The 5,370-nt window shown below is 36.8% G+C and carries 5 protein-coding genes and 1 tRNA gene; 2 read left to right on the top strand and 4 right to left on the bottom strand.

Going from position 1 to position 5,370, the window contains the following annotated elements:
• Positions 1 to 404, top strand: a 404-nt coding sequence (locus MSI_RS14750; RefSeq protein WP_039924972.1) for a hypothetical protein, incomplete at its 5' end; no start/stop codon positions are given.
• On the opposite strand, the gene MSI_RS12805 is transcribed toward MSI_RS14750, so the two are convergent.
• Both MSI_RS12805 and MSI_RS12810 read right to left on the bottom strand, forming a co-directional pair.
• Positions 390 to 1,604: a tyrosine-type recombinase/integrase gene (locus MSI_RS12805; RefSeq protein WP_009107782.1), complete on the bottom strand. Its 1,215-nt coding sequence runs from the start codon at positions 1,602 to 1,604 to the stop codon at positions 390 to 392. The two genes, MSI_RS14750 and MSI_RS12805, sit on opposite strands and share 15 nt — an antisense overlap.
• Positions 1,605 to 1,745: 141 nt before the next feature.
• Positions 1,746 to 1,818 (bottom strand) — tRNA-Lys (locus MSI_RS12810).
• A 196-nt stretch (positions 1,819 to 2,014) separates the two neighbouring features.
• On the opposite strand from MSI_RS12810, the gene MSI_RS12815 reads away from it, so the two are divergent.
• Positions 2,015 to 2,320: a hypothetical protein gene (locus MSI_RS12815; RefSeq protein ID WP_009107784.1), complete on the top strand. Its 306-nt coding sequence runs from the start codon at positions 2,015 to 2,017 to the stop codon at positions 2,318 to 2,320.
• Between the two features lie 39 nt (positions 2,321 to 2,359).
• On the opposite strand, the gene MSI_RS14200 is transcribed toward MSI_RS12815, so the two are convergent.
• Both MSI_RS14200 and MSI_RS14755 read right to left on the bottom strand, forming a co-directional pair.
• A complete protein-coding gene (locus MSI_RS14200) occupies positions 2,360 to 3,766 on the bottom strand; it encodes a hypothetical protein (RefSeq protein ID WP_009107786.1) in 1,407 nt (468 codons plus the stop codon).
• Between the two features lies 1 nt (position 3,767).
• Positions 3,768 to 5,370: hypothetical protein (locus MSI_RS14755; RefSeq protein ID WP_039924975.1), on the bottom strand; the 1,603-nt coding region annotated here is incomplete at its 5' end.

The following is a 5,370-nucleotide window of genomic DNA, read 5'->3' on the forward strand; positions in this document are numbered from 1 at the left end:
ACGAAGTTTCTTATATCGATAATCAATACTATCAGACTCTTACAACGAAAACTAAAGAAAACAATCTCTTTATTGATAAAGTTGTTTCAGTCAGAAAAGAATTCCTGGAAAGTAATTTTGAAAATGATGTTTATACAAAAAATCTCATTCATTTTGGCAAAAAGGAAATAATATCAAAATCCCTTGAAGTACCTATAATTTTTGCAGATGAGTCAAAGGATTCTGTATATACCATAATTCAGGATCATATTGTTCACGAAAAAACGTTCACACCTTTCTTCCGCTTTAATAACGAAAGATGGTTTTCTCCTATAGAAAAGAAAAATATAGGAGATGAAATAATTCATAACTACAAAGAAAAAATATACAGTGAGGAAGAACAGAAGTATTCAGAGAAGACCTAAAACACTCTTCTGCTCATCAATCGATACATGAGTGTAATGATCTGTCATTGAGTCATCGTTAACATGTCCAATAATTGATTGAACTATACTCTTAGGTACGCCGCTATTAATAAGTTTGCTATTATAAAAGTGCCTCCAGCTATGAAATGAAAGATGTCTTTCTTTTATCTCAGCATCTGATATTCCTATACCGTTAAGAGCATGTTTTAACAGTCTATACATATCATGCCTGCATGCAGGAGTTTTTCCATTTTTAAATGAAAAAACATACTCTCCCTCTGTATGATTTTTCGATAGATTCTGCAGCAGTAGATACAAATCTTTTGATATAGGCACAGTTCTTTCTTTATGATTTTTAGTATCTTTTAATCCAAACTTCTCATCCCAGCTATGTCGAACCAAAATATGATCTTCAAATACACTGCTGAGATGTAAAGCCTGTACTTCTCCAAAACGCATTCCTGTATGACCGGAAAGATAATTCATAAGATAGTAAGTGAAGTTCCCTTTCCATAGTTCTGGAACCCTTGAAATAGAAAACAATTCTTCAGCTTCTTCATTTGTAAAGATACCTCTGGTACATGAATCATTTTTCAGATATTTTATTTTCTTTGCAATATCAACAGGAATATCATTTTTTCGAAAAGCATAACCTAAGATTACTTTTAGAATTTTGATGGAATTATTGATTGTTGAATTAGACAAATGCTCTTCCAACTTTAATTTTTCTATAAACTTTTCTACAATAAATTCATCTATCTCATTTATTCTGTAAGGCCCAAAGAAAGGGGTAACCCTAATATTTAAATACTCTTTCATTCTGTAAGCGTGATTAGGCGTGTAATGAAAACCATGAACCAGTTTTTCTCGTATATAATCACATTTGTCATAATCAAACCAATCAATTGTATATTCACTAAACGTTGGATAAGAGGGCAAATTTGCATGAGAATTTGAAATATTCAAATCCGGTTGTAGGATTGAATTTTGACCAGAAGAAAGTAATTGATTTGGAAGGTTGGGATAAAACTTGCCCTCAAAATAAAGTTTTACAGCTATTTGCTCTGCAAAAGATTTACGTCTTTGTCCTGTACTCAGCTGGCGTCTTTTTCCATTTGCATCATAAAAAGAAACATAATAGATTTTCTTTCCTGATTGAAGAGTTTTCCTAAAAATAATATAAGGCTCTTTGAATCTCATCAAAACACTCCAATGAGAAATGCGATGAATAATTCAGTTTTTAAGGTTAAATAAAAATGGGAACTGTTTACACATCTGCTTACAGTTCCCATCTTCAATTCGCTAAGTTTATGTATTACATAGATTTAGCAGTTTAATTTCTGAGCTACACTGGATTCGAACCAGTGACCCACGCCTTAAAAGGGCGTTGCTCTACCTACTGAGCTAGTAGCCCAACTCATTCTTGCGAATGCTTAATTAATATATTCTTTATACGAAAAAGTGTCAATAGCACAATGTGCAAAATTCACAAAATTTTACATTTTTTTGCAGCTTTAAAAATAAAAATTTGCTTTTTACAAATTCCAATGTAATAATATTTGAACAGGGTGGAGAATAAAGTCTTTAATTTTTTGAAAGGGGGTGTCTTTATGGGGAAAATAAACGAAGAGAAGCTGATTGATATTGTTAAGAAAACTTCTATCGGATTAGTTATAGTTGCAGCTATTGTCTTTTTACTTGTATCTGCAAAAATTTTCAGTGTAAGTCAGGCATCTCCTGGCCAGTATGAAAAGAATTTCAGCAAGATGTCTGTTACAGAAAAAAACATGGTCAGAAAGATGAAAAAAACTGGCGAAGTTCAGTCAAAGCTTATCGGAACAAGACGAGCTACCGGCGGTAACGGAAAATTCATTAATGAAGTTGAAAAGAATCACCGTTCAGACAAAAAGCAGTAGGACTTTATCCTTCAGCGGATTTATAAAACTTAGTTTTCTCTAAAATTTTAACCCGGCACACAAGTAAGGCATTAACATACCAAGTTCTGCATCCTTAAGCTTTGAATAACAGAAATCTGCACCTGCTTCTATATAAAGAACTTTCAGCACAAAAAACTTAACGCTCATACCACCGTCAAAACTCAGGTTAATACTGTCCAGAGTTTTTGACTCAACGTTATTTTCATAAGTACACTTGTAGCCTAAAAGGCCGGTCAGCCCTGCCCCGCCATGAAGTTCAAACTCAAAAAGCTCCCGGCGTTTTTCAGGATTATCTTTAAAAAGATAAACAGGAAGCTGATAAACAAGGTTAAAATGGCCGGTAACCAGATTTCCCTCAATCTTATATGTAGTAAACTCACAGGCCATACGGGTATAAGAGGCAGAAAGCCCTATACCAAAATTTCCGGCAGGAGTTTTTACTGGAATAAAATCAAGCTTTGCATAAGCGCTTAAAGGCCAGACTTTACCATCCATATATTTTGGAATCACATCATCAAAAAGAATTACAGGAATTGTATAGCCCGCCGCAATATCAAAGTCAGGCTTGTATTTTCGTTTAGGCTTTATTTCTTCTGCCTGCTGTTCAGGATCTTCATCCTCATGTTCAGCTATAGCCTTTTCAATTTCCCTGAGCTCTTCTTCTTTTCGTAATTCTTCTTTACGTTCTTCTGCCAGACGAGCCTCTTCCTGTTTGCGGGCTTCTTCCTCAAGTCTTTCTTTCTCTGCCTTTTCTTCTGCAAGACGCTTCTGCTCTTCTTCAGCCCGCTTCTTACGGATTTCAGGCCATGGATTAGAAACTTTTATAACCCCGGATTCAGAAGTCTTTCCACTCGGGTCAATCACCTTAATTTTCCAGCTGCCTTCATTTAATACAGGAATTTTAATTCCACTTGCAGAAAGAGCCCCTGCACTGCCGCTGGTTATGAGTTCAGCAGGAATCACCTCGCCGGTTTTTGTATTAACAAGCTGAGCCTTGGTTCGGGACTGGATATTTTTAATATCAACAGGAATTACAGCAAAATCAGAAGCGGATTCAGGTATTTCCCAGCTGCCGGCCGGAACAGAATTAATTGCAGGCGTCATAGCCTTTGAAATTTTAAAGCTTTGCCAGCCGGATGGATTACCTTGGCGGCCAAGAACATCCACTGCCCTTACACGGAATTCAAAATCACCGGGAGCTTCAGAAATTTCTATATAATTATTCTGAGTAGTAAAAGTTTTTACCTGGCCGTTAGCTTTGTTACGCACTTCAACAGTGTATTCAAGGACATTTTCATCACTGCTCCATTCGAGTCTTTCCGTAACTGCCTTAGCCTTATTCTGGGCAGAAAGCGAAATGCCCCCTGAAAAGAGGAGTATAATTGAGAAAATTAAAATGTTTACAGAAGCTCTTTTTACAAACATTTTATTCTACGAAAATCTCCCCAGGGTCTTTTACATTAATTCTACCAGGCAAAGCGATATCAATAGTAAAGCTGCCGGCAGAAACTTTACTGTGCTGCTCTTCGCGGCCTTTTTTATCCATAGAATAAGCCGTAACCTGCCATTCAAATTGACCAACATCAAGGATTTTTAAATCCTTTAATCTGAAGGCTGTATTTTTTCCTGTCTTTTCTGTGATAACATGGACAAGCTTTCCGGATTCAGTCTTTTTATAAAGACTGAAAGTATAATCTGTAGCGCCATCAACAGCATTCCACCTGAATTTAAGAACTCTGTTCTTTCTAAGGAACTTAGAATCCATCACCATATTCATAGCAGGCTCTACAAGAAGAGCTTTATTCAATTCAGGAATTGGAGTAACCGTAAAACTCTGATACTTTACTGCATTTATAGGACTTCCGTCAGCAAGGCTGGCATTAATTATCCAGCGGTAAGTTCCTTCCGAAAGGTCAGCCATGCTAACCTCTTTTGCAGGATTTTCTATCACAAATACAGTTTTAAAGTTTCCGTTAGGCTGCAACTTCTGTAGGATAAACTGAGATTTTTCTGCCTGATCAATTCCTTCTTTCCAGTTGAAGATAAGAGGATTTCTGAAGGCAGCAAGTCCGTCAATTTTAGCATCTGCCACAGGGGAAATAAGCTGGACTGGCTGGGCATCACGCAAAGTGAAGTTAACAGAAGAAGTTTCTCCTCTCCTCAGCCCCGAAAATTCACTTGCTTCCACAGCAGGCTGAACAAGGCATTCAAATTCATCTGATTTATCAGAAAGATTTTCCAGGCGGAAGGAAGCTTCAAGGCCTTTTACATTTGCATTTTCAGCAACTTTTATATTCTTTGTTTTATCAAAAATCCTTACGCTGTAAAAATCTGCACCTTCAACCGGCTGCCAGCGAACCTTAAGAGGACGCACTGAAGACACCATAACAGTTGAAGTCGAAGCAGGCTGAGCAATAACAGGGGCTGTAAGATTTTTCATTACATAGAAAGAGAAAGGCTCTGTATAATCTGCAATTTTAGAGTTTTCACCATAAATTCCTACTCGCCAGTAATAGTTACCGCCCGAAAGATTAATATTATTAAGTTCAGTTGCCTCTGTTTCTTTTTCGTAAACAAGGTATTTAAAATCAGGATCCGAAGAAATCTGAAGTTGACTTAAAACCTTATTGCCTTTTTTAATGACAGTCTGAACAAGTTCATCACTGATCTTCCATACAAAACTTGTATTCGGCATGTTCTCCATATCAATAGTAAATTTTTCAGGAGGATAAAGCAGACGGTTTTTCTGAGGAACATAATAAGAAACCTTAAAGCTTTTTGCCTCCGACCAGGCTTCTTCTACCCCTTCAGAAAGGGCAGCATTACGCCTTACCTTCCAGAAATAAGTTCCTACAGGAAGTTCTGCCGGGGTAAATTCCTTCTGAAGATAATTATTTTTTGCATCCCCCTGCCAGAGAAGATAATCAAAATCCTGGGAATCAGAAAGCAGAACCTGATAACCTTCCGGTGCAGCCTCTGATTTCCAGCGGAAAGAGGTTGAAAGAGTATCTCCTACATAAAAGAGATTA

This window comes from Treponema sp. JC4, assembly GCF_000260795.1.
Taxonomy (GTDB): Bacteria; Spirochaetota; Spirochaetia; order Treponematales; family Treponemataceae; genus Treponema_D.

Bases quoted from the DNA above. Each gene is read 5' to 3' on its own strand.
- MSI_RS12805 (WP_009107782.1), bottom strand. From the start codon at position 1,604: ATGAGATTCAAAGAGCCTTATATTATTTTTAGGAAAACTCTTCAATCA.
- MSI_RS12815 (WP_009107784.1), top strand. From the start codon at position 2,015: ATGGGGAAAATAAACGAAGAGAAGCTGATTGATATTGTTAAGAAAACT.
- MSI_RS14200 (WP_009107786.1), bottom strand. From the start codon at position 3,766: ATGTTTGTAAAAAGAGCTTCTGTAAACATTTTAATTTTCTCAATTATA.